Origin of the sequence: Polaribacter aestuariivivens (assembly GCF_005885675.1) — a bacterium.
In the GTDB taxonomy this organism is placed as follows: domain Bacteria; phylum Bacteroidota; class Bacteroidia; order Flavobacteriales; family Flavobacteriaceae; genus Polaribacter; species Polaribacter aestuariivivens.
The window spans coordinates 178,981-201,603 of sequence record NZ_VANR01000001.1; the positions used below are offsets into that span (position 1 = coordinate 178,981).

22 protein-coding genes are annotated in these 22,623 nt (G+C 29.8%); 14 read left to right on the forward strand and 8 right to left on the reverse strand.

The window, feature by feature from the left end:
* Positions 1-2: 2 nt before the first annotated feature.
* Entirely contained in the window at positions 3-1,895 is a 1,893-nt protein-coding gene (locus tag FDT66_RS00760) for a SulP family inorganic anion transporter (protein WP_138534241.1), read from the reverse strand.
* Between the two features lie 54 nt (positions 1,896-1,949).
* Positions 1,950-2,546 (reverse strand): NUDIX hydrolase, encoded by a 597-nt coding sequence (locus tag FDT66_RS00765; protein WP_138534242.1) that lies wholly within the window; start codon positions 2,544-2,546, stop codon positions 1,950-1,952.
* 7 nt (positions 2,547-2,553) lie between these two features.
* Between FDT66_RS00765 and pyrE the strand changes: the two genes are divergently transcribed.
* Together pyrE and FDT66_RS00775 are read left to right on the forward strand one after the other, a co-directional pair.
* The gene (gene pyrE / locus FDT66_RS00770; protein ID WP_138534243.1) at positions 2,554-3,195 is read left to right on the forward strand and encodes an orotate phosphoribosyltransferase; all 642 of its coding nucleotides are present in this window, start codon (positions 2,554-2,556) and stop codon (positions 3,193-3,195) included.
* Positions 3,196-3,208: 13 nt separating this feature from the next.
* Entirely contained in the window at positions 3,209-3,598 is a 390-nt protein-coding gene (locus FDT66_RS00775) for an SRPBCC family protein (RefSeq protein ID WP_138534244.1), read from the forward strand.
* Here FDT66_RS00775 and FDT66_RS00780 read toward each other — a convergent pair.
* Positions 3,595-4,326: a biotin--[acetyl-CoA-carboxylase] ligase gene (locus FDT66_RS00780; RefSeq protein ID WP_138534245.1), complete on the reverse strand. Its 732-nt coding sequence runs from the start codon at positions 4,324-4,326 to the stop codon at positions 3,595-3,597. The two genes, FDT66_RS00775 and FDT66_RS00780, sit on opposite strands and share 4 nt — an antisense overlap.
* Before the next feature lie 87 nt (positions 4,327-4,413).
* Between FDT66_RS00780 and rsfS the strand changes: the two genes are divergently transcribed.
* The 10 genes from rsfS (at position 4,414) to FDT66_RS00825 (ending at position 14,157) form a co-directional block, all read left to right on the forward strand.
* Complete coding sequence (gene rsfS, locus FDT66_RS00785; protein WP_138534246.1) at positions 4,414-4,782, forward strand: ribosome silencing factor; 369 nt, start codon at positions 4,414-4,416, stop codon at positions 4,780-4,782.
* 30 nt (positions 4,783-4,812) lie between these two features.
* A complete protein-coding gene (gene ftsH, locus FDT66_RS00790) occupies positions 4,813-6,801 on the forward strand; it encodes an ATP-dependent zinc metalloprotease FtsH (RefSeq protein ID WP_138534247.1) in 1,989 nt (662 codons plus the stop codon).
* Positions 6,802-6,822: 21 nt separating this feature from the next.
* Positions 6,823-7,407 (forward strand): LUD domain-containing protein, encoded by a 585-nt coding sequence (locus tag FDT66_RS00795; protein ID WP_138534248.1) that lies wholly within the window; start codon positions 6,823-6,825, stop codon positions 7,405-7,407.
* Position 7,408: 1 nt separating this feature from the next.
* Positions 7,409-8,203, forward strand: coding sequence for a phosphatidate cytidylyltransferase (locus FDT66_RS00800; RefSeq protein WP_138534249.1), 795 nt, complete (start codon positions 7,409-7,411; stop codon positions 8,201-8,203).
* A gap of 2 nt (positions 8,204-8,205) precedes the next feature.
* On the forward strand, positions 8,206-8,862 hold the full coding sequence (locus FDT66_RS00805; protein WP_138534250.1) for a phosphatidylserine decarboxylase family protein: 657 nt from the start codon (positions 8,206-8,208) through the stop codon (positions 8,860-8,862).
* Entirely contained in the window at positions 8,863-9,138 is a 276-nt protein-coding gene (locus FDT66_RS00810) for an acyl-CoA-binding protein (RefSeq protein ID WP_138534251.1), read from the forward strand.
* Positions 9,135-9,758, forward strand: coding sequence for a YceI family protein (locus tag FDT66_RS00815; protein WP_138534252.1), 624 nt, complete (start codon positions 9,135-9,137; stop codon positions 9,756-9,758). The genes FDT66_RS00810 and FDT66_RS00815 overlap by 4 nt, the downstream gene beginning before the upstream one ends.
* Before the next feature lie 110 nt (positions 9,759-9,868).
* Positions 9,869-13,450: a T9SS type A sorting domain-containing protein gene (locus FDT66_RS00820; RefSeq protein WP_138534253.1), complete on the forward strand. Its 3,582-nt coding sequence runs from the start codon at positions 9,869-9,871 to the stop codon at positions 13,448-13,450.
* Between the two features lie 14 nt (positions 13,451-13,464).
* Entirely contained in the window at positions 13,465-13,629 is a 165-nt protein-coding gene (locus FDT66_RS13965) for a hypothetical protein (RefSeq protein ID WP_171032286.1), read from the forward strand.
* Between the two features lie 54 nt (positions 13,630-13,683).
* On the forward strand, positions 13,684-14,157 hold the full coding sequence (locus FDT66_RS00825) for a hypothetical protein (RefSeq protein WP_138534254.1): 474 nt from the start codon (positions 13,684-13,686) through the stop codon (positions 14,155-14,157).
* A gap of 85 nt (positions 14,158-14,242) precedes the next feature.
* Here FDT66_RS00825 and FDT66_RS00830 read toward each other — a convergent pair whose 3' ends face one another.
* On the reverse strand, positions 14,243-15,118 hold the full coding sequence (locus tag FDT66_RS00830) for a TIGR01777 family oxidoreductase (protein ID WP_138534255.1): 876 nt from the start codon (positions 15,116-15,118) through the stop codon (positions 14,243-14,245).
* A gap of 63 nt (positions 15,119-15,181) precedes the next feature.
* Positions 15,182-17,725, reverse strand: a complete 2,544-nt coding sequence (locus tag FDT66_RS00835; protein WP_246034718.1) for a zinc-dependent metalloprotease — start codon at positions 17,723-17,725, stop codon at positions 15,182-15,184.
* Between the two features lie 314 nt (positions 17,726-18,039).
* Here FDT66_RS00835 and FDT66_RS00840 point away from each other — a divergent pair, with 314 nt between their 5' ends.
* Together FDT66_RS00840 and FDT66_RS00845 are read left to right on the forward strand one after the other, a co-directional pair.
* Complete coding sequence (locus FDT66_RS00840; RefSeq protein WP_138534257.1) at positions 18,040-19,164, forward strand: vWA domain-containing protein; 1,125 nt, start codon at positions 18,040-18,042, stop codon at positions 19,162-19,164.
* A 92-nt stretch (positions 19,165-19,256) separates the two neighbouring features.
* Positions 19,257-20,723 carry a MoxR family ATPase gene (locus FDT66_RS00845; RefSeq protein ID WP_138534258.1) on the forward strand — a complete coding sequence of 489 codons (1,467 nt, stop codon included), beginning with the start codon at positions 19,257-19,259 and terminating at the stop codon, positions 20,721-20,723.
* 39 nt (positions 20,724-20,762) lie between these two features.
* On the opposite strand, the gene FDT66_RS00850 is transcribed toward FDT66_RS00845, so the two are convergent.
* From FDT66_RS00850 to FDT66_RS00860, 3 genes are all read right to left on the reverse strand, one after another.
* Positions 20,763-21,251, reverse strand: a complete 489-nt coding sequence (locus tag FDT66_RS00850) for a YdeI/OmpD-associated family protein (protein ID WP_138534259.1) — start codon at positions 21,249-21,251, stop codon at positions 20,763-20,765.
* A gap of 2 nt (positions 21,252-21,253) precedes the next feature.
* The gene (locus FDT66_RS00855; RefSeq protein WP_138534260.1) at positions 21,254-21,829 is read right to left on the reverse strand and encodes a YdeI/OmpD-associated family protein; all 576 of its coding nucleotides are present in this window, start codon (positions 21,827-21,829) and stop codon (positions 21,254-21,256) included.
* A 125-nt stretch (positions 21,830-21,954) separates the two neighbouring features.
* Complete coding sequence (locus tag FDT66_RS00860; RefSeq protein ID WP_138534261.1) at positions 21,955-22,554, reverse strand: hypothetical protein; 600 nt, start codon at positions 22,552-22,554, stop codon at positions 21,955-21,957.
* Positions 22,555-22,623 lie beyond the last annotated feature (69 nt).

Below are 22,623 nucleotides of genomic sequence, written 5' to 3' on the forward strand. Positions count from 1 at the left end.
TTCTAAAACTTATAATCTCCCAAAGGTTTCGGAAATTTCTCCGGGTTTGCAGCTAAATGATATCTTGGGTCGTCAATATCTTCAATAATTATGTCTGCAAAAATTGGAGAAGCTTTGTATAGTAAAACTTTACAATCTTTACTCAAATGTTTTAAAGTTACTTTTTTACCTGCAGCTTGGTATTTTTCTACCAAACCAAAAATCGCTTCAATCGCAGAATGGTCGGAAACACGTGCTTCAACAAAGTCGATTTCTATAGTATCTGGATCGTTTTTAACATCGAATTTTGCATTAAAATCGGTAATACTTCCAAAAAATAATGGTCCCCAAATTTCATAAATTTTTGTTCCATCTTCTTTAAAACGCTTTCTTGCTCTAATTTTCTTTGCACTCGTCCAAGCAAAAGATAAAGCAGAAATAATAACCCCCACAAAAACCGCAATTGCCAAGTCAAAGAAAACGGTTACTGCTGAAACGATAATTAAAACAAAAGCATCTGAAACCGGAATTTTCTTTAAGATTCTAAAACTCGACCAAGCAAAAGTTTCAATAACCATCATAAACATTACTCCTACAAGGGCTGCAATGGGTACTTGTTCTATATATTTATCTGCAAATAAAATAAAAGTTAAGAGCGTTAACGCCATCATAACACCAGATAAACGTCCACGACCACCAGCATTAATATTAATAACGGTTTGCCCAATCATTCCACAACCACCTGTTCCTCCAAAAAGACCACTAAAAATGTTTCCTGCTCCTTGTGCAACACATTCTCTATTTCCATTTCCACGAGATTCTGTTAATTCGTCTACCAAATTCATGGTCATTAAGGTTTCTATTAAACCAACAGATGCTGCTAAAAACGCATAAGGAGCAATAAATTTTAAAGTATCTAAATTAAAAGGAAGACTGCTCCAAAGTTCTAAAATGTTTAGCTTGCTTGAAATTTCATCAATTCCATTTAAACCTGCTCCTCCACCATCTCTAATAAAATCACCTACATTTATAGAACTCAATCCACTAAAAATAGAAATTAAAGTTACAATTAAAATAGCAGTTAATGCTGCTGGTACTTTTGTTGTTAATTTAGGTAAACCCCAAACAATTAGCATAGTTAGCAATACCAAACCAATCATTATATACAAGGTTTCGCCTTCCATGGTCGTTTTTACAACTCCTTTATCTTTTACAGAATAAAAACCTTCATCAGTAGCATTAAAAACAACTTTTTTCGTTTTTGCATCAAAAACCTGTCCTTCTGAAAGAATAAACACTTCTTCACCTGTACTACTATTTTTTATAGAATTACCTTCAATAGTAAACAAAACTGTATTAGAGGTAATGTCTTTTACTTTATTATCAGAAACATTATATACTAACTCTTTAGACTGTGTTTTACGCATATTTTGACCGAAAAAATCTTTCTTATTTTCTTTAAACATGCCTAGTTGCGCCATGAAAATTACAATAGCCAAACCGTTTACAAAACCCATCATTACTGGATGAGGAATTAAACGTACAAATTTTCCTAATTTAAAAACACCTGCAAAAACTTGAATAATTCCCATTAAAACAACAGCTGCCAATAAATAAAAATATCCCATATTTTCTACAGGTGTATCAAAAAGTAATCCTTTTGCATGCCCTTCTTGAATCATGGTAACAAAAATTACAGCCACAGCACCTGCAGCTCCAGAAATTAAACCTGGTCTACCTCCAAAAAGAGCAGAAATAATACCTACCACAAAGGCTCCAAATAAAGCTACAATTGGGCTAATTTGTGCAACAAAAGCAAATGCTACCACTTCTGGAATCATTGCAAGAGATACAGTAATACCTGCTAAAACATCGTCTTTTGCATTCGGAGTAATTTTTTTAATAAATTCAGTCATAATATTTTGGCACTTATTTTGAAGTCGGCAAAGATAGTATGTTTTTTTAGAAAACTACCCTTCTTTGAAACTATCATATACCATTTGTATATTCTTGTAAGAGTTTTGTAAAGCAATTTCAATTGCTGAACTATTTTTAAATACAACTTTAGTGATACCTTCTTCTAATTGAGGAGTTAAAACACCTTTAAAATCAGAAGTCATTAAAAACCAAAAGGTTTCTTTTAGTTTAATTTCATCTTCAAAATAAATATGATATGTGGTTAGTAATGGTTTTACCAACTTTAAATTTGTAATTCCGCATTCTTCTTCTACTTCGCGGACAGCAGTTTCTGGTATTGTTTCACCTTTTTCAATTCTTCCTTTTGGTAGGTCCCAAGTACCATTTCTAAAAATGAACAATACTTCTTTTTTATCATTTAGCACCAAACCACCAGCTGCAGAAACTATTTTAAATGACTCTAAAAAAAGTTCCCAGCCTTTTTCTAGATCTGGGGTATATAAATTAACCCCTTTTATCTTGCCATTTCTTAATTTATGAACAATCTCTTCAGAAACTGTATTCTTTAAAAGATGAACAGGAAAATTATTTTCTTTTTTTTGAGAAGAAGTAATAATTATTGGTTTATCATTTACAAAAACTTTATACATTTGCGCTATGATTTTGAACAAAGATACTGCAAAAAAAACTGCTGAACTTTTACTGCAAGTAAAAGCGATAAAGTTAAATCCAAATGAGCCTTTTAATTGGGCTTCAGGTTGGAAATCTCCTATATATTGTGATAATAGAGTAACACTTTCTTATCCTCCAGTGCGCGTTTTCTTAAAAGAAGAAATTGCAAAAATTGTAGAAAATAATTATGGGAAACCAGATGTAATTGCAGGTGTTGCAACTGGTGCTATTGCCATTGGTATTTTAGTGGCACAAGAATTGGGTGTTCCTTTTATTTATGTGAGACCAGAACCCAAAAAACACGGAAGAAAAAACCAAATTGAAGGCCATTTAGAAAGCGGACAAAATGTTGTGGTGATAGAAGATTTAATAAGTACAGGAAATAGTAGTTTAAATGCTGTAGATGCTTTAAAAGAAGCAGGTGCAGTTGTTAAAGGTATGGTTGCTATTTTTTCGTACGGATTTGATATCGCTGAACAAAACTTTAACTCTAAAAATGTAGCATTGGCTACGTTAAGTAATTATGAAAATCTTTTAGAGCAAGCTTTAGACAGTAATTATATTACTGACAAAGAACTAATAATGTTGCATGAGTGGAGAAAGAATCCAAGTACATGGAAACAATAAAAATTAAAGTTATATGAATATAGAAGGAAATACGGTAATTGTAAATAAATCTCAAGAAGAAACATTTAATTTTTTCAGTGACTTAAATAATTTTGAAAAAATTATGCCAGAAAACATCAATAAATTTGAAGTAGATGGAGATTCTTTTATATTTGGTTTACCTGGAATGCCTGAAATTAGATTGGTCTTAAAAGAAAAAACACCTTTCTCTAATATCACATTGGGTGCTGCAAGTAGTAAATTACCTTTTACATTATCAGCAGACATTTCTATGTTTGAAGAAAATAAAAGTGAAGTATCGTTAAACTTTAATGGCGATTTTAATCCAATGATGGCAATGATGATTAAAAAACCATTGACAAAGTTTGTAGAAACTTTATCAGAAAATATTGGTAAACTTTAAGCAAAAGAAACCTCTTTTATTCCAAATTCTTTTATGGTTTCGTCTTCTAATTCAATTTGAAGCAAACCATCTTTTGAAATTCCACAAATTATTCCCATAAATAAACCATCGCTACTATTTTTAAACATAGTTGGGGTGTTTTTTTTATACAATACACTTAAATAATTATCTTCTAACTTTTTAAAATCCTGGTTTTCTAACTCCCGTATTCTACTTTTTAATTTCAAAATAATTGAATTCAAAAAAACATCTAAATCATATTTTTTTTGAGTAATCAATTTTACGGAAGTTACTTTATCAATTGCCTCTGAAAAATTAGTTTGATTTACATTTAAACCAATTCCTATCACAGAATATTTAATTTTTGTTTTCTGAATGCTATTTTCCACTAAAATACCACATAATTTTTTATTTCCTGACAGAATGTCGTTAGGCCATTTTATAAAAACATCATGTTTTATCTCTTCAATAATAGCCTCATAAACCGCTAATGAAACAGCAAAAGTCAAGTATTTTTTGTTACTAATTTCAAAATTTTTAAATGATACAAAAACACTAAAAGTAAGGTTTTTAGAGGGTTCAGATAACCAAACACTACTTTGTTGCCCTCTACCTTTTAATTGACTTTCTGTAGTTACAATAGTAAAATTTTCTAAACAAGAATCTTGTGCCAAGTCCTTTAAAAAAGAATTGGTAGAATCAATGGCACTAAGTTTGATTATTTTCAATTGTTAAATAATGTGTAAAGTAGTTCAATAATACACAAAATACTCGCAAAAAAATAATAACTTTGCGATTAAATTAGAAAAAAATTAATGGCTAAAAAACAAGTAAGCACAGACGATTTAATCGCTGTTATAATTCAAGGAATTGAAGATGTTAAAGGAGAAGATATCCAATTACTAGACTTACGAGAAATAGAAAACACCGTTTGCGATTATTTTATAATTTGCTCTGGTAACTCTAACACACAAGTAAATGCAATTGCTGGTTCTATTCAAAAAGTAGTTAGCAAGCAAACAAAAGATAAACCTTGGCATGTTGAAGGACAAGCAAACTCTGAATGGGTTTTAATGGACTATGTAAATGTTGTAGTACATGTTTTTCAAAAACATATTCGTGATTTTTACGACATAGAAAGTCTTTGGGGTGATGCAAAAATCACCGAAATAAAACCTGCTTAAACAATATTCAAAAAACATTATTCATAAAAGATGAAAGAATCTAATAAAGATAACAACTCTAACAATGCGCCCAAATTTAAGTTTAATGCTTATTGGATTTATGGTGCTATATTTTTACTACTAATTGGTTTTCAGTTTTTTAGCAGTGGAGACTTAGCTTCTAAAAGTATTTCAAAAAATGAATTTGGTGAAGTATTAAGAGAAAATGATATTGATAAAATTATTGTTGTCAACAAAAATATCGCTCAAATATTTATTAAAGAAGAGGCAATAAAAAAACCAAGATATCAAAAACTAGTAAATTCTGCATTTTACAGAAAAGGTACAGCTTTGTATGAATACAATTTTGGAGATCTTCAAAATTTTGAAAATGATTTAGAAGAAGCCAGAAAAGAAAATGATTTAACATTCGACTTAAAAAACGAAAGTAGAACAAGCATGTTAGATACTTTTATAGGCTTTTTACCATTTATAATTTTAATAGCTATTTGGCTGTTTTTTATGAGAAGAATGTCTGGTGGCGGTTCAGGTGCTGGTGGTGGTGGACAAATTTTTAGCATCGGAAAATCAAAAGCAAAATTATTTGATAAAGACACTAAAGTAAAAACCACTTTCGAAAATGTTGCTGGTTTAGAAGGAGCAAAAGAAGAAGTACAAGAAATTGTAGATTTCTTAAAAAGTCCAGAAAAATATACTGCTTTAGGAGGTAAAATCCCAAAAGGAGCTTTATTAGTAGGACCTCCAGGAACTGGTAAAACCTTACTAGCAAAGGCTGTAGCTGGTGAAGCAGAAGTCCCTTTTTTCTCATTATCTGGATCCGATTTTGTTGAAATGTTTGTTGGTGTTGGTGCTTCCAGAGTAAGAGATTTATTCAAACAAGCTGCACAAAAATCACCTTCTATCATTTTTATAGATGAAATTGATGCCATTGGAAGAGCTAGAGGTAAAAATAGTATGACTGGTGGAAATGATGAGCGTGAAAACACACTAAACCAACTATTAACAGAAATGGATGGTTTTGGTACAGATACAAATGTAATTGTAATTGCTGCCACTAACAGAGCAGACGTTTTAGACAGCGCATTAATGCGTGCAGGACGTTTTGACAGACAAATTTATGTAGATTTACCAAACATTAATGAACGTAAAGCAATTTTTGAAGTACACATAAAACCTTTAAAATTGGCAGACGATGTAAATGTTGAGTTCTTAGCACAACAAACTCCTGGTTTTTCTGGAGCAGATATTGCCAATATGTGTAACGAATCTGCATTAATAGCTGCAAGACAAAGTAAAAAAGCAATTCATCATCAAGACTTTTTAGATGCTGTTGATAGAATTGTTGGTGGTTTAGAAAAAAAGAACAAAGTAATTACACCAAAAGAGAAAAAAGTAATTGCTTTTCATGAAGCTGGTCACGCAACTATCAGTTGGATGCTAGAACATGCTGCTCCATTAGTCAAAGTTACAATCGTTCCAAGAGGGCAGTCTTTAGGTGCTGCATGGTATTTGCCTGCAGAAAGATTAATCGTACAAACAGAGCAAATGTTAGACGAAATGTGTGCAACTTTAGGTGGTAGAGCTGCAGAAAAAATTATTTTTAATAAAATTTCTACAGGAGCTTTAAGTGATTTAGAAAAAGTAACAAAACAAGCTAGAGCCATGGTTACTGTGTATGGTTTAAATGACGAAGTTGGAAACATAACGTATTATGATTCTTCAGGAAATGATAGTTTCGTAAAACCTTACAGTGAAGATACTGCCAAAAAAATTGACGAAGAAATTTCTAAAATGATTGAAGCTCAATATCAAAGAGCAATTGATTTATTAGAAAAAAATAAAGAAAAACTAACTACTTTAGCTGAATTACTTTTGCAAAAAGAGGTTATTTTTAAAGATGATTTACTAAAAATATTTGGTAAAAGACCTTTTGAAGCATTAGATGCAGAGATTAAAGATGAAAAAACAATTGAAGAAGAAGTAAGTGTTCCACCAGTTAAAAATGAAACTGAAGAATAATTAAAACTCTTTAATTAAAAAATGAATTTTTTTAAAAAAATATTTAATATAAATACTAAAGAAACAAAAGAAATCCAAAGACAAGAGGTAGAGTTGTCTTTGGATGACCTTTTTGTGCATAATTTTATTGAAAAAGGAGGGAAATTCTTGTATTGCTTAAAAAAAGAAGAGATTTCTGAAAGTTTAGATAAAATCTTATCTGAAAACAAATGGGAATCTTTGGTCCTTTTAAATGATAAAATTGCCTCTTTTATTAAAAATAAAAAAATAAAAACCAAAATTACATTAGATACTAATACTCCTGTTTTTACAACTTGTGAACATTTAATTGCTGATAAAGGAGAAATCCTTTTTTCTTCCAATCAATTAAAAAGCACAAAATTATCTGAACTTTCTGAAGACTTTATAGTGTATGCCAAAACAAGTCAACTAGTTAAAAATACTGGACAGGGGCTTACAGGCATTAAAACAAACAACAAAGGCAAATTACCAACCAATATTTCTTCAATAAAAAATTATAATGTTCATAATAATGACGATAATTTTTTAAACTACGGTAACAGTAACTCAAAAAACTTATATTTGCTCCTGTTTGAAGATTTATAATATGCGTAACCTTTTAAGAAGGAGTTTTTCTGGAATTATTTATGTGCTAATTTTTATAGCCGCAATTCTTTTCTCTAAAGAATCATACATTACACTTATTTCATTATTTGGTGTTTTGTGTATTTGGGAGTTTTCTAAAATGATACAATATAAAAATGTTGTACCCTATTTATTTTTCGGGTTAACATTATTTTTAATGATTAAGAGACCTTTTAGCTATGCAATTACAGGAATTTTAGGCATTACTATTTTATCATCAATAATTTTAATCTATCAACTTTTTTCAAAAAAAGAAATCACTTTTTCTAATGAAAGATCAAAATTAGGTTTCACCATTAGATATCCTATATTTTCTATTTGCTTTTTGGTTTTATTACCTTTTTGCACAACAGGATATTCGCCTTATTTAATGATAAGTATTTTAGTTTTAATTTGGGTAAATGATAGTTTTGCCTTTTTAGTTGGTAAAAACCTAGGACGCAGAAAGCTGTTTGTTTCTGTTTCACCAAAAAAAACACAAGAAGGTTTTTTAGGTGGTTTAATTTTTTCATTAATCGCAGCATATGTTATTAGTAAAATAAATACCGATTTTACTTTATTAAATTGGTTAATTATTGCTGCTATCATTTCTATAATAGGTACTATTGGCGATTTGGTAGAATCAAAATTAAAAAGACAAGCCAATATTAAAGACAGTGGAAATATCATGCCAGGTCATGGAGGTATTTTAGATAGACTTGATAGCTTGCTTTTTGCAGCTCCATTTGTATATTTGTATATTAACTTTATAATTTAAAAATGATTCGTTTTCATAAAGAAGGGTATAAAATTATTGTAATTGCCTTTATATTAGCCATTGCTGGTATTTTATTAGCAGAAAAATTATTAGAAACTAATTGGTTGATTAAATCGATACAAGTAGTTATTGTTTTCTTATTAATAATCATTTTGCAGTTTTTCAGAAACCCAAAAAGAGCCACTAATATTGATGAAACAACAATTATTGCTCCTGTAGACGGAAAAGTTGTAGTGATAGAAGAAGTTGAAGAACCAGAATATTTTAAAGATAAAAGACTACAGGTTTCAATTTTTATGTCACCTATAAATGTACATGTAACAAGATATGCTATGAGTGGTTTGATTAAGTACAGTAAATATCATCCAGGAAAATATTTAGTTGCATGGCATCCAAAAGCATCAACTGAAAACGAAAGAACAACTATTGTTATAGAAAATGATTCTTTTGGTGAAATTTTATATAGACAAATTGCTGGGGCTTTGGCTAAGAGAATTGTAAATTATGCTATAGAAGGCGAAACCGTAATTCAAGGTACTGATGCTGGATTCATAAAATTTGGCTCAAGAGTAGATTTATTTTTACCATTAAATACAGAACTAACCGTAAAGTTAGGTGATAAAGTAAAAGGAGGTATACAAGTTATTGCCAAAAAATAAATGAATAACGAGTTAGATATAGAATTTTCTGAGGCGTTTGAAAAAATATCTTGTTTAAAAGAAGCTGTTGCTCCTGATATTATGCTAAAATTTTATGCCTATTACAAACAAGCTTATTATGGAAGCACTTTTTCTTTTAATAATGAACTAGATGTTAGAAATGCGTTTAAAGCAAATGCTTGGATGCAATTAAAGGACATGTCTTCGCAAGAAGCTAAGAAAGAATATATAAAATTAGCCAAAATTGTTTTAAATAATAAAATAAATAAAAAATGAAAAAAATAACGCAAATATTCTTATTACTAGCATTTGTAATAAACTTTACTGGTTGTAAATCAGAAAAAAAAGAAAACACAACAACTATTGATACAAAACCAAAAAGTACTGCTGCGTATTCTTTAAAAGAAGCTACTAATGAGATAAATTTTACAGCATACAAAACAACTGAAAAAATACCTGTAGGAGGTCAATTTAAAAAAGTAAATATTATTTCTGGAGGTGAAGGAAACTCCATTAACGAAGCAGTAAACAATACAGAATTTTCAATTCCTGTAAGTAGTATTTTTACTAAGGATTCTAGTAGAGATTATAAGATTAAGAAATTCTTTTTTGGGGTAATGGATGAAACAAAACTATTATCTGGTAAGTTAACTATTGAAAATGACTCTATTGGATATGCAAATATAAAAATGAACGGAGTTACAGAAAAAGTACCCTTTAAGTATACAATTACAAATAATACATTTGCAATGAAAGCAACTATGAATGTTACAAATTGGAATGCTACAAAAGCCTTAGCTTCTTTAAACAAAATTTGTGAAGCTTTACATACTGGTTCAGATGGTGTTTCTAAAACGTGGAGTGAAGTAGAATTAAATATAACTTCAAAATTTTAAGAATTTTATTTCTTAATTAAAAAAAAAAACTATATTTGGCTATTGACAATTTGTTGATAGCCATTTTTTGGTTTCAATAAAGAATCAAAAAACTTTTTAACCCCTAATAAATGACTAAAAAAATTACCCCTAATTTTTTAAGACATGTTCTTGTCTTAATTATTTTTTCAAAATCATTAACTTTCTTTTCGCAAAACGTAGATGTTACCATAACTGTAGATTGGAATCAATGGTCTACTGAAAACAAAATTGAATTATTTTCTCCTTCAAACGTTAAACTCTTAACTATTCAGCATCCTGACGGTTATATTGCAGGAACTTCTGGAGCAACATATGATGCAACTTTACCAAATCCTGCTTTAAACTTAGAAGTGAATGATAATGTACCAGCAAACTCTGGCTACTATTTTATTTTATATGATAGATATGGAGATGGTTGGAATGGTGGTGGTAATATGTCAGTAACTATTGATGGTGTTGCAAATGCATTTACTTTTGATGGTAACTTTTCTACAAGTGCTACAGATTCTGAAATAACTCAAACAGAATACTTCGCAGTAAATAAGGCAGTAGTTTTAGACGATGCTTCATTTTCTTATGCGAATAGCTCCTATTCAATTTCAGATGCAGACCCAATTCCTACAATTACAGGAGAAACTGGTGGTAGTTTTTCTGGAACTACTGGTTTGGTAATTAATACAACAACTGGTCAAATAGATGTTTCAGAGTCTACTATTGGTAATCATACAATAACTTATACTACAACTGCACCAGATCAAAATAGTGCGCAGCAAAACGTAAATATTACGTTTGCAACATCACAATATTTTAACTCTAGTAAAAAGTATATCGAATATATTCCTGGAACAATGCCAGTAATTATTTCTGCACCACATGGAGGTGTTTTAAATTCAGGTAAAACTTTTGGTGGAGTATTTTATCCTGATAGTGACAGCAGTATGTCTGATAGAAATTGTGGTACTAGCGAACAAGATGACAATACAGATGTATTAATAAGAGAAATTCAAAAAAGATGCTATGAGCAATTTGGTGTTTATCCTTATATAATTATTAATAATTTACATAGAAGTAAGTTAGATCCAAATAGAAATAAAAGTGTTGCAACTTGTGGAAATTCTAATGCAGATCCATACTTTGATGCATATCATGGTTTTATTGATCAAGCAAGTGCAGATGTAAATAATAAATTTGGAAAAGGATTGTACATTGATTTACATGGACAAAGCCATACAATTCCAAGAGTAGAAATAGGGTATAATTTAGCAAGTAATTCTTATGATGAAAATTTGAATAATACTTCTACAAATGCTTCTGAATTAGCAAGTGTAACTATAAAAAATTTAATAGAAAATAATTTACAAAACTTAACTTTTGAAGATTTAATTAGAGGCTCTCAAAGTTTTGGAGGCTTATTACAAACTACTGGAGGGAGTGAATACGCAGCCTTTGGATATGCAGGTTGTAGTAGATCTGAAGGATATAGAGCTGTACCAAGTCATATTTCTTCAGGAACAAGTCAAGGTAGTTGTGACGATACAAATCCTGGTAGTAATGCTTATTTTGCAGGAGATTATTATAGCAATATAAGACATGGTTCTGGAAATACAGCTACAGCTAACACTGTTGTAGAAGGTGGTGGAACCGTAAATGGTGGTGGTGGAACTATAGATGGTATTATGACAGAAGTAAATAGAAGAGTTAGAGATTTAGGAAACACTTTAACTGAATATGATGGAAGACAAGATACTCGTTCTGGAAGTGCAGGAACCATCCCTCCTTTTTCAAGAGATTACGGAAAAGTAATTGAGAAATATATTGATTTACATTACAATGATTTTTCTAACTTTTCTTACGCTGAAAATACACATTCAATTTACGGGGTTGATGTAACACCAACAATAACAGGTATTTCTGGAGGTTCTTTTGCGAGTACAACAGGTTTATCAATAAATACCACAACTGGAGCTATAGATGTTTCAGCTTCTACTCCAGGTACATATACTATTAGTTATACTGCACCAAATGTTGGTAATTATTACAAAAAAGATTTTCAAATAACAATTAATACAGATGAAGTAACTAATGAATTTACAGCCAATTCTGGTAATTGGTCTGTAACGTCAAACTGGAGCTTAAATAGAGAGCCAATTGCGACAGACAATGTTTTAATTCCAACAGGAAAAACTGCTCATTTAGATGGAAATCAAAAAACAATTAACAATTTAACAGTAGTTGGTAATTTTATTATTGATGCAGATAAATCTTTAACCGTAAGTGGAAATATAAGTAACACAGGAACTTTTACTATAAACTCTGGAGGATCTGTAATTGTAAACGGAACTTCAACTGGAAATTTAATATATAAAAGAAATTTAGATGCTAATAAATGGTATTTAATTGGTGCGCCACTTTCAAATCAATCTGTAGCAAATTTTGCTTTAGCACACCCAAACATAACAAGAGGTTCTGGAACTGGAAACGATAGAAATATTGCTTTGGCAGAATTTGATAATACAAAATCTTCACAAAAGTGGAGTTATTACAAAGTAGGACAAGTAAACGGAATTGATGGAGATGATACTACTGACGAAATGAGCTCTGGTTTAGGTTACACTACAAGGTTAACAACTGCTGGCGATGTTTCTTTTACAGGAACTTTACAAACGGAAAATGTAGCAAAAGCTGTTTCTCAAGGTGCAAATTCATTCAACTTAATTTCAAATCCTTATCCTTCTTATATTAATAGTGCTACTTTTTTAACTGAAAATACAGGAACAGGAAAAAGCTTGAAAACGCAAACTCTATGGGTTTGGGATCAAAGTTTAAATGGTGGCGCAGGAGATTATGATACAAGAATTACCATACAAAATTTTAAAATTGCTCCAGGACAAGCATTTTTTGTGGAAGTAGATGATAATATTGACGTTAATTTTTCTGAATCTTCTCAAAGTCATCAAAATACAGATACTTTCTTAAAAGAAAATAGACCAGAAATTAAATTAAATATTACTGATGGTACCAATAGCAAATTTACAGAAATATACTATATAGATGGAGCTACAACAGGATTTGATGATGGTTATGATGGTGAGATATTTAATGGAATTGCCTCGAGCTTTCAAATATTTTCAGGTTTAGTTTCTAATGAATCAAACAAAAAACTTAGCATACAATCCATCCCAAATTCAAATCATGAAGCCATGATTATTCCAATAGGAATGAATGCAAAATCTGGATCGGAAGTTGTTTTTTCTGTAGAAAGCAAAAATATTCCAAATGGTTTAAATATTTACTTAGAAGATAAAGAAAAAAATACGTTTACAAAACTAAGTGAATCATCAAAAAATTATAAAGTAATTTTGAATGAAGATTTTAATGGTTTTGGTAACTTTTACTTACACACAAAATCAAATGTATTATCAACAGATAGTGAAAATTTAAAAACAGCAACTATTTTTAATAATGATAATAATGAGCTTGTAATTTCTGGTGTTATTGCTAACGAAAATCAAATTCAATTATTTAATATTTTGGGTAAAGAGGTATTTACTACAACATTTTCATCAAATGGAAATTCTAAAGTTCAGTTGCCTAAATTACCTTCTGGTGTTTATTTTTCGAAATTAAAAAACAATACAACAGAAATTACAAAAAAAATAATCATAAAATAAACCCCTAATTACAAATGAAATCAATCAAGGAACAAAATAAAATCAACAGAAAAGAAGCAATAAAAAAAATTGGAAATTATGGTAAATATGCAGCGTTAACAGCATTGGGTACTTACTTAATTTTGAATCCTCAAAAAGCGCAAGCACAATCTCCTGAAGCACCAGGAACAGGTTTTTAAGTTGTTTTATTGTAATTTAATACCCCTAAATATTTAACCCCTAAATAAATAACAGTGAATACAATTAAAAAAAAGTTAAGCCTATTTATTATTTTAATTAGTTTGTATGCAAATGCACAAAACCCTTTAATGAAACTTGGTTTTCAGTCTGCCAATATAGAATTGACGGAAAACGAAACAGTGTATCAGGAAGAGCCTATTATTAATAACCAAACATTTACCTACAAATATAAAGGTGGAGATGTAGTGGTTACCTTTAATGGTGATGAGCACGTAGAAATGTACAACAACAAAAGAAACCACATAAAATCTAGTATTGTTTGGATTAGTAAAAATGAATGTATTATTACTTTAGATGAAATAACTTTACCAGATTTTCCTTTCTCACCTGGAAATAGCTTAAAGATGAAAATTACTGAAGTTAAAGGAAAAACAATTTATTACGAATCTACACTTGCAGGTAGAACTTGGGAAGGTAAGATGACTCAAATAGAAAATTTACAAGAAGATATGATAGCTTCTAATTAAATAATTCTTAATATTTTAAAGTTAAAAAACCCCAGATGCTTTAAATTTAAAGAGTAAAAAGACGAACTGTATGTTCGTCTTTTTTTTATAAATTTTCTAAAGCTTCTTTTAAATTGGCATACTTAAAATGAAAATTATTTTCTTGTATTTTGTTTGATGATAATCTACTACCTTCTAAAAGTATTACTGCCAATTCACCAAATATTAGTGTTAACAGAAAACCTGGTACAGCAATTGGTAAATACGGTCTTTTAATTGCTTTTGCTAAGGTTTTAGAAAAGGTTTTACTCGTATGGAATTCTGGAGCAACTGCGTTGTATACGCCTGAGAAATCATCTTCTACGGCTTTTATATAAGCTGCACACAAATCGTTAATATGAATCCAAGACATGTATTGCTGTCCAGAGCCTAATGGTGTAACTATAGGTGTTTTCATTCTATCTAAAGCACCACCTTTTTCAGATAAAACAACACCAGTTCTTAATATGGTTACTGGAATATTTAAAGTAGAAAACTGGTTTGCAGCAGCCTCCCATTTTAAGCAAACCTCACCTAAAAAATCATTTCCTGCAGTATCAGTTTCTTTAAAAATTTTATTTGTAGTTTTTGCTCCGTAATAATTACTTCCAGAAGCAGAAATAAACCCTTTTAAAACAATGTTTTTTTCTTTTATTTTGTTAAATAATAAGTTGGCTGTTTCTACTCTACTATCAATTATTATTTTTTTACGTTCGTCTGTCCAACGTTTATCAGCTATTCCAGCACCAGCTAAATGAATAACATAATCAATATTTTCTAGGGCTTTCTCATCAATATAATTCTTAGAAACATCCCACTTAAATTCATTTTTTCCTTCAGGATTTCTTGATAAAATTCTTGCTTCGTGATTTCTTTCCGTTAAAAATTGAGTTAATTTAGTTCCTACTAAACCTGTACCCCCTGTAATTAGTATTTTTGCCATATTGTAAAGATAAAAAAACCGCAATCTATTAAATTGCGGTTTGTATAAATAATATTGATTTTATTATTTAATTTCCTTTAATGCATTTGTTATTAATGTTTTCAAATGAGCTTTGTGGGCTCTAGTTGCAGTATCTCCTCCACTTCTACTAACCCAAGATTTAATTGTGTTTAAATTGTAAATTGCCATAGACTGTGCTGCAATAGAATACCTACTACTTGCTCTACCAGTTACAATACCAATTAAACCTTTTGTATATGCTGCTTGTAAATTTTGACGGAATGAATTTACGTTTCCATAAATATCTGCTTTAAACATTGTATTGTTTAAATCTGTCATAAATTCAGACAACTCATATTTATTACCATATAACTCAGAATTAGAAATTCTTTGCAGTGTATTAGGATGCATAATATGAGCTAAAACTCTTGTTTGATAGCTTAAAACTTGTTCATGAATTTTTGGATCTTCTGGTCCTCCAAAAAAGTTATAACCCCTTCTTTGTCTTGCCAAATAATTGTACAAGTCATTTGGAGCTGTAAAAGCATCTGGAGCAAAAACATATTTCTTTAAAGCATCCATTGCTCTTTTTTGATCTTTTAAACTTACAGGTGTGTAAGGTTGTGTTCCTCCTTGTTGGTTTGGTGCAGCTCTATCTACATAAACCCCACCAATAAATCTTGAAATAACTCCTGCTGCAGTTGCAGATTGTCCACTTAAAATATAATAAGCTTGTCGTAATTGTTCATAAGATTCTCCTTTATCACCAAAACGAGTTTTAATATCTTTCATCATTTTGTTAACCAACTCAATTCTATCAATAGAATATCCTATTTGATCATTAGATAAATCTCCAATCATTACTCTTGGGTCAATTGCTTTTCCAGGAGCTCTCATATCGTCTGCATCATTACCAAAAATTAATTCTGGTTTTGTAGACTGTGCTAATAAAGCATTTTTTTCTGCAGCTGTTTTAAAAGGTGTATACCCAAATTGAATTGCCCAAACATCATAAGGTCCAACAGCCATGTCATAATATTGCCCTTGCTTAGATCTGTCTGAAGTAAGGTTTATACCTGCATAATCCATTACAGAACCTGTTAATGCTTTTCCTTTAATAAAATCTGCATCTGCTAATTGTTCAGGAGAAAATAACTGACTTGCTTTCATGTTATGGTTTAATCCTAAAGTATGACCAACTTCGTGCATTATTAAAGATTTCATACCTTCTTTTTTCATACCCTCCATTTCTAAATCAGATGCTCCAGCGGCTGCTAAAACTGTTTGTCCAAATAATGTGTTTTCATGCATTAGATGTCCCATAGAACAGTATAAGTGATTTTGTTTATTTTGAAAGAATTTTGCCTTTTCTTCTTCTGCTGTTAAAATATTTAAATTTAATGCTGCTGCATTGTCAAAAACTCTGTCATAATATACTCTGTTTGTAAAATGCACATATTCTAACATAATATCTGCCCCTAAAATTTCACCAGTTCTAGGGTTTACAAAACTTGGTCCGTAACCACCAAAAGGAGGATTTGGAGAAGATGTCCATCTTAAAACATTGTAACGTACATCTCCAGCATCCCATTTAGCAGTGTCAGATTGTACCTTTACAACCATCGCGTTATTAAAACCAGCTTTTTCAAAAGCTTTGTTCCAAGCTAAAACACCTTCTTTTATGGTTTCTCTAAATTCTACTGGTGTTGTATTTTCTATCCACCAAGTTATTGGAGTTACAGGATCAGACATGGTTGCATTCGGGTTTTTCTTTACCAACTTCCATCTGTGAATAAAATCTCTGTAGTTTACAACATCTGTAGATGTCATATCATTAGTTTCTGTAGTAAAGTAACCTACTCTAGGATCATCAAGTCTTGTTTCGTAATCATCTTCTGGCATATTCATAAACGTGTGAAAAACCTTTATAGAAACATTTCTTCCATCTGTAACTTCTCTACCTCCACCACCTAAAACTGATGGATTACTATAAACATACTCTGTTTTAATATTTGTATTTTCTGGATAATTTTTAATTTCATTTACTTTAGATTTTGTTTTATCTAATCTTCCTAAAGTAAAAGCGAAAGGAGACTGACCTGGAAATCTCGGATTTTTTACTCTTGTAAATGTTTCCGACAAAAACAAACCATCTGCATCAATTAAAAATTGTCCTTCTTTTTCATCTTCTGCTAAAACTTTTCCTGAAGCTACTACAGCATCACTAATATTTGCTTCTGAAGATTTAGAAATTGCATTATTCTCATCAAAATAGAAAGAAGTATTTGGTGCTATAAATTCTATTCTGTTAAAATATTTTTTAATGTTAAAAACAGATGAACCCATATAATTACCTCTAAAACTTCCAATAGGTGCAATACCATCAGCAATTTGAGAGAAATAAATAAAATCTTTATCTAATTGATCTTTTTTTACTAATAATTTTAAAGAACCTGTTACAGTATCTTGATAAATAGTAAATAAACCTTCTATTTTTTTACTGCTTTTTGTTAAGTCTTTAATAGACTTCCCTTTTTTCTTTGGAGGTGTTTTTTTTACCTCCTTTTTTACTTCTTTCTTTTTCTTTTTCCAAAATTGGGCGTTCATATCTTGTACTCCCAAAAAAGCGAGTGTCAAAAATAAAGAACAAAATACTTTTACTAAACTAAGTTTGTTTGCTTTCATAATGATTTTGAGTTGGTTAAATAATTTTGCTAAAATTAATTATAGAAAATTAATTTCTTGTTAATTTATTAATAAAATTAGTTTTATTATACTAATGACTTGAAAAATTAAATAACGTTTCATTTTATATTTAAAAAATTACGAATTATTCAATTATAAAAATTCGCAATCATTCCATACATTAAAGCTATGTTAATCTTTTTTTAAGTGTATAATAAAGCCGTATTTTTATAGTGATGAAAAATAATAAGAAAAGAAAAGGCTTTGTTTTTAAAACGTTTGAAGCTGAAAATCAATCTCCGTTTGAAATGCTTTTTGAAATTTTCAAAGAGTTAATTACTCATACTTCTGGAGATTTTGATGAAGCTATAGACTGGTTACGTTCTTTGGACAAAGAATATAAATTAACAGATGAAAATTATACCATTGATGATTTTATTGAAGACCTAAAAAAGAAAGGCTACATCAAAGAAGAAATTAATGGTGATGGAATTGGAGGCACAAAAATTACCTCAAAAACAGAACGCGCAATTAGGCAACAAGCTTTAAACCATATTTTTGGAAAAATAAAAAAAAGTGGTGCAGGAAATCATAAAAGCAAATCTCCTGGAATTGGAGACGAACATACTGGCGACTTTAGAAATTACCAATTTGGTGATGCTTTAGACAAAGTATCCATCACAGAAAGCATTAGAAATGCACAAATTAATAATGGAATAAATAATTTTAGTTTAACAGAAAATGATTTGGTGGTTGAAGAAACACTTCACAAAAGCCAAATGAGTACTGTTTTAATGATTGATATAAGTCATTCTATGATTTTATACGGTGAAGATAGAATTACACCTGCAAAAAAAGTTGCAATGGCTTTGGCTGAATTGATTACTACACGTTATCCAAAAGACACGTTAGATATTATTGTTTTTGGAAATGATGCTTGGTCCATTAAAATCAAAGATTTACCTTATTTGCAAGTGGGTCCATATCATACAAATACAGTTGCTGGTTTAAATTTAGCGATGGATTTATTGCGAAGAAAAAGAAATACCAACAAACAAATTTTTATGATTACAGATGGAAAACCAAGTTGTTTGCGTTTGCCTGATGGACAGTATTATAAAAACAGTAATGGTTTAGACAAATATATTGTTAACAAATGTTATGCTATGGCACAACAAGCTAGAAAATTACACATTCCTATCACCACTTTTATGATTGCTCAAGACCCTTATTTGATGCAATTTGTTAGAGCTTTTACACAAGCAAACCAAGGAAAAGCATTTTATACAGGTTTAAAAGGCTTAGGAGAAATGATTTTTGAAGACTACGAAACGAATAGAAAAAAGAGAATTAAAGGATAAGGAAAAAAAGCTTTTAGCTATTGGATTATAGCTATTAGAAAACATAAGAGTAAAAGCCAAAGGCAAAAAGCTGATAGCAAAAAGCAATTTACATGAATTTAGAAAATATAAAAACATTAGGAGAATTAAAAGAATCAGGATATCAAACAAAATCTATTAAAGATGAGTTACGTGAAAACTTAATCAGTAAAATGATGAGTAAAGAAACCATTTTTAAAGGTGTACATGGTTATGAAAACACCGTAATTCCTGAATTAGAACGCGCCATTTTAAGTAAACATAACATCAATTTACTTGGTTTACGCGGACAAGCAAAAACACGTTTAGCAAGATTGATGGTTGATTTATTAGATGAATACATTCCAGTTGTAGAAGGTTCAGAAATTAATGATGATCCGTTAAATCCGATATCGAGATTTGCTATTGAAACCATTAAAGAAAAAGGTGATGAAACACCAATTTTTTGGTTGCATAGAAGTGAGCGTTTTGCAGAAAAGCTAGCCACTCCAGATGTTACTGTTGCTGATATTATTGGAGATGTAGATCCTATAAAAGCAGCAAATTTAAAATTGAGTTATGCAGATGATAGAGTGATTCATTATGGAATGATTCCTCGTGCAAACAGGTGTATTTTTGTAATTAACGAATTACCAGATTTACAAGCCAGAATTCAAGTTGCCTTATTCAATATTTTACAAGAAGGCGATATTCAAATTAGAGGATTTAAACTTCGTTTACCTTTAGATATGCAATTCGTTTTTACAGCGAACCCAGAAGATTACACCAACAGAGGAAGTATTGTAACTCCTTTAAAAGATAGAATTGGTTCGCAAATTTTAACACATTATCCAATAAATATTGAAACTGCTAAAATAATTACGCAACAAGAAGCTAATAAAGTAAGTTCTCAAAAAGATTTTATTGCAGTACCAGAACTAGCAAAAGATTTATTGGAGCAAATTGTATTTGAAGCCAGAGAAAGTGAATATATAGACGCTAAAAGTGGTGTAAGTGCTCGTTTAAGTATATCTGCTTTCGAGAATTTATTAAGTACAGCAGAAAGGCGTGCTTTAATTTCTGGAGATGAACAAACCATGATTCGCTTGAGTGACTTTGATGGAATTATTCCTGCCATTACAGGTAAAGTAGAATTGGTGTATGAAGGTGAACAAGAAGGTGCACACGTAGTAGCAGAAACATTAATTAAAAATGCCATTAAAACCTTATTTCCAGATTATTTTCCAGAAATTAAAAAATTAGAAAAACAAGATGCAGAAACACCTTATGACAATATAATTTCGTGGTTTTTTAATGCTGAAGAAGATTTTGAATTGCTAGATGAATATACAGAACAACAGTACAAAAATGAATTGGATAAAATAAAACCTTTAGATGATTTTATAAAAAAACAGCAACCAAATATGAATGATGCTGACACTTATTTCATGAAAGAATTCGTGTTGTGGGCTTTAGTGGAGTTTAAGAAATTAAGCAAACACAGATTTACAGAAGGCACACAATTTAAAGATCCTTATGGAAGTTTTATAAGTGGGTTATAAAACGATTATAAAAAAGAAGTGAGAAATCACTTCTTTTTTTTATGCTAGTTTAAACATTTTCATAGGTTCATGATTTCCTCGTTTTAAGTTCTCACACATAATTAATGCTTTATCAATTTTTTGCTGGCTACTTTTAAAACGAAGAACACCATAAATTATACTTCTTTGTTTTCCTTTGGTAAACGATTCAAAAATTTGATATGCATCATAATCACTCATTAACACAGCTTCTAATTCTTCTGGCATTTCAACTCCGTATTTAGAAGTATCCTCAAAAAGTTGTATTTCAAATTCATCACCCAAAGACAAACCCAATTCTTGTTGCTTCTGTTTGCTAATCATCATTTTATAATCTCCAGAAATTTTGTCTTTTTTTACAGCCGCATAAAAATCAAGTTTGGTATTATTAAATAGAAGTTCCACTTTTACACGACTCATTTTTTTATCAGCAAAAGGTTTAAAAATTTCGTTCGAAACAAATATATTATGCTGATTTGTGTGGATAAGTTTAAATTTTTCTGTTTTCATAATTATCTATTTCCTCTCGATTTTACATTTTTTTCACAAAGAGTAATAATTTCTGCAATTCTTTTTTCTCTCGTTTCTTTTCTTTTAGCTTGATTAAGCCAGTACAAATAGCTCTTTCTATAACTTGGAGCAAAATTATTGTAATTGGTAAAAGCTGTTTTATTTTTATCAAATTCTAGCTGTAAATCATTTGGAATTATTCCTTTTTCAACATTATCTAAAGCTGTCCAAGAACCATTTTGTTTACCAACTTCAATTATTTTTAGTCCACTTTCGTGCATTAAATTTTGTGCTAACAATTCTTTGATGTATTTTTTATTTAAAGCACTCCAAACACTTTTAATATTTCTAGGGCAAAAATATTGTCTTCGTTTTCCATTACCTAAACTTTTCACTGTGGAATCTATCCAACCAAAACAAAGCGCCACTTTTACAGCTTCTTCCCAACGCATGGATTCTTCATCATTTTCTACTTTATAAAAAATGAGATAAACACCAGTAGAAGAATCATGGTTTTTAGACAACCATTTTCGCCATTCTGCATCATTTTTAAAATAAAATTCTTTTACCTGGTTCATTCATCTAAATTGTAGATATTTTATAAAAATAGAAATAAAAAACAAAAATTGACACCTTAAAAAAATAAGATGCCAATTCTACAATCAATCAACCAAATAATAATAAATTAAATATTTTAATGTTGTTAGAAATTTATTGCCAATAGATTCAAGCTATTTTGTAATGTTCTATCCAATTCTGTTTTGTTTATTTTTTTCAAATAATTATTCAAATTCTTACCTATTTGAATTTCAATTATAGAGTTTAATGAATATGTTTGGTTTAAAACATCTTTATCAACAGTAATAATTGATTGTTCGTCATTTAAACTATTTTTTATTTGAAATTCTTTAACGTACGTAATATTGGAGTTGTTTTCTTTAATCTTTTTAATAATTAAATTTTCAATAAATTCAATTTGTTTTTGAGCTAACAAAGAATTTGTTTCTAAGGCAATTTTATCTTGTTTAGACCTTGTATCTTTTAATTTAAAATCTTTTGTAAACTCCGTTTTCAATTGCTCATTATTTAATGTGTATAATGGAAACTTTCCTTCAGAGTTATTTGTAGGTTTTAATATTTCTTCGAATTTTATTTCAAAAGTAGTTTGTAAAGAGTTATTACCAAATTGGTAATGATTTTCTTCAATATTAATTACAGTTTGTTGTAAATTAATTTTATCTACTTGTGCGTAAGAAATGTGAACAATCAAGATAAATACGGATAAAAAAATAGTAGCTCTCATAATTAAAAGTTTGTTTCTCAAATATAATAGTAAAACTATTAAATAAGAAGCAAAAGCTATTGTTTTATC

Bases quoted from the DNA above. Each gene is read 5' to 3' on its own strand.
- FDT66_RS00760 (WP_138534241.1), bottom strand. From the start codon at position 1,895: ATGACTGAATTTATTAAAAAAATTACTCCGAATGCAAAAGACGATGTT.
- FDT66_RS00765 (WP_138534242.1), bottom strand. From the start codon at position 2,546: ATGTATAAAGTTTTTGTAAATGATAAACCAATAATTATTACTTCTTCT.
- pyrE (WP_138534243.1), top strand. From the start codon at position 2,554: ATGATTTTGAACAAAGATACTGCAAAAAAAACTGCTGAACTTTTACTG.
- FDT66_RS00775 (WP_138534244.1), top strand. From the start codon at position 3,209: ATGAATATAGAAGGAAATACGGTAATTGTAAATAAATCTCAAGAAGAA.
- rsfS (WP_138534246.1), top strand. From the start codon at position 4,414: ATGGCTAAAAAACAAGTAAGCACAGACGATTTAATCGCTGTTATAATT.
- ftsH (WP_138534247.1), top strand. From the start codon at position 4,813: ATGAAAGAATCTAATAAAGATAACAACTCTAACAATGCGCCCAAATTT.
- FDT66_RS00795 (WP_138534248.1), top strand. From the start codon at position 6,823: ATGAATTTTTTTAAAAAAATATTTAATATAAATACTAAAGAAACAAAA.
- FDT66_RS00800 (WP_138534249.1), top strand. From the start codon at position 7,409: ATGCGTAACCTTTTAAGAAGGAGTTTTTCTGGAATTATTTATGTGCTA.
- FDT66_RS00805 (WP_138534250.1), top strand. From the start codon at position 8,206: ATGATTCGTTTTCATAAAGAAGGGTATAAAATTATTGTAATTGCCTTT.
- FDT66_RS00810 (WP_138534251.1), top strand. From the start codon at position 8,863: ATGAATAACGAGTTAGATATAGAATTTTCTGAGGCGTTTGAAAAAATA.
- FDT66_RS00815 (WP_138534252.1), top strand. From the start codon at position 9,135: ATGAAAAAAATAACGCAAATATTCTTATTACTAGCATTTGTAATAAAC.
- FDT66_RS00820 (WP_138534253.1), top strand. From the start codon at position 9,869: ATGACTAAAAAAATTACCCCTAATTTTTTAAGACATGTTCTTGTCTTA.
- FDT66_RS13965 (WP_171032286.1), top strand. From the start codon at position 13,465: ATGAAATCAATCAAGGAACAAAATAAAATCAACAGAAAAGAAGCAATA.
- FDT66_RS00830 (WP_138534255.1), bottom strand. From the start codon at position 15,118: ATGGCAAAAATACTAATTACAGGGGGTACAGGTTTAGTAGGAACTAAA.
- FDT66_RS00835 (WP_246034718.1), bottom strand. From the start codon at position 17,725: ATGAACGCCCAATTTTGGAAAAAGAAAAAGAAAGAAGTAAAAAAGGAG.
- FDT66_RS00840 (WP_138534257.1), top strand. From the start codon at position 18,040: ATGAAAAATAATAAGAAAAGAAAAGGCTTTGTTTTTAAAACGTTTGAA.
- FDT66_RS00845 (WP_138534258.1), top strand. From the start codon at position 19,257: ATGAATTTAGAAAATATAAAAACATTAGGAGAATTAAAAGAATCAGGA.
- FDT66_RS00850 (WP_138534259.1), bottom strand. From the start codon at position 21,251: ATGAAAACAGAAAAATTTAAACTTATCCACACAAATCAGCATAATATA.
- FDT66_RS00855 (WP_138534260.1), bottom strand. From the start codon at position 21,829: ATGAACCAGGTAAAAGAATTTTATTTTAAAAATGATGCAGAATGGCGA.
- FDT66_RS00860 (WP_138534261.1), bottom strand. From the start codon at position 22,554: ATGAGAGCTACTATTTTTTTATCCGTATTTATCTTGATTGTTCACATT.